Source organism: Sulfobacillus harzensis (genome assembly GCF_012933365.1).
Taxonomy (GTDB): Bacteria; Bacillota; Sulfobacillia; order Sulfobacillales; family Sulfobacillaceae; genus Sulfobacillus_B; species Sulfobacillus_B harzensis.
On record NZ_JABBVZ010000290.1, the window covers coordinates 1 to 1,061 of the forward strand.

2 protein-coding genes are annotated in these 1,061 nt (G+C 56.2%); both read left to right on the plus strand.

Annotated features, from left to right (window positions below):
• The first annotated feature begins 262 nt into the window (after positions 1-262).
• Positions 263-739, plus strand: coding sequence for a PAS domain-containing protein (locus HIJ39_RS23090; RefSeq protein ID WP_169103363.1), 477 nt, complete (start codon positions 263-265; stop codon positions 737-739).
• Positions 684-992 (plus strand): histidine kinase dimerization/phospho-acceptor domain-containing protein, encoded by a 309-nt coding sequence (locus HIJ39_RS23095; protein ID WP_169103364.1) that lies wholly within the window; start codon positions 684-686, stop codon positions 990-992. The genes HIJ39_RS23090 and HIJ39_RS23095 overlap by 56 nt, the downstream gene beginning before the upstream one ends.
• Positions 993-1,061 lie beyond the last annotated feature (69 nt).

Sequence of the window (1,061 nt, forward strand, 5' to 3'; positions counted from 1 at the left end):
TTCTATGGGGAGGAGGGCGCTCAAGGGGCACTCGCTACCACAGCCAAGCCCCGAGGCCCCTCTTTACCTACCAGATAGGATAACGTGAGCTTTCCGCTGCAGGTCACGCCCGTTTAACTTTATTTGCTGCGACTTAGACAGTCGAACCGCCCCTTTGATTAACGAGGTAAAAATTTGTTTCGGGCCGACACCCTTCGACGTATCTCGCCTAGGGGGGGTGCTACAATCACGAAAGTGTAGCTCACTTCGGGAGGGGATGCCGTTGGCCGTCGGAACAGATGATCGGCTGTTACAGGCAGAGGAAAATTTTCGGGCCTTGGTGGATGCGGTCGAGGAATATGCGATTTTTGCGCTCGACGCAACCGGCCGCGTAGTCAGTTGGAACGCAGGCGCCCAGCGCATCAAGGGGTATACGCGCGAAGAAATCATCGGCAAATATTTTGGATGTTTCTATTCCCCACAGGACCAGGCCGCCGGGAAACCGGAATGGGTGCTTAAAACCGCAGCGCGGGAAAGCCGCTTCATGGAAGAAGCCAAACGGATCCGCAAAGATGGATCATCGTTTTGGGCCAACGTAGTCGTCACCGCGATCCGCACTCCGGACGGGGCCCTTCAAGGATTTCTAAAGATTACCCGCGATGTCACTGAACGCCGCCACGGAGGAACTCGAGCGGGAGCGGAATTTGGCTCAAGAGCGCGAACGCGCACTGCGCCGATTCCTGCACGTGGCCGCCCATGAATTGCGAAATCCCATGCAAGGCGTGACCAGTATTCTCGATCTCATCCAGCACCGCTTGGAAGGAAGTGTGCCGCTCCCCGATCAACGGTATTTGCTAGACATGCTGGGGCTGGAGATCCGTCGGCTCTCCACTTTGCTGGACGAGGTAATCGAATCATATCGCTTGGATGCGCCCAACTTTCGGGTGACCAAGAGGGCGATCAATCTTAAAGAGGTAGTGACGAGGGCCCTAGCGCCATACCGGGAAGGATGATGTCCTGTCAAGACCAGCTATGGAGAGTCAAGCTGCCTGTTGGCATGGAAGATCGGGGCGGCAATGTAG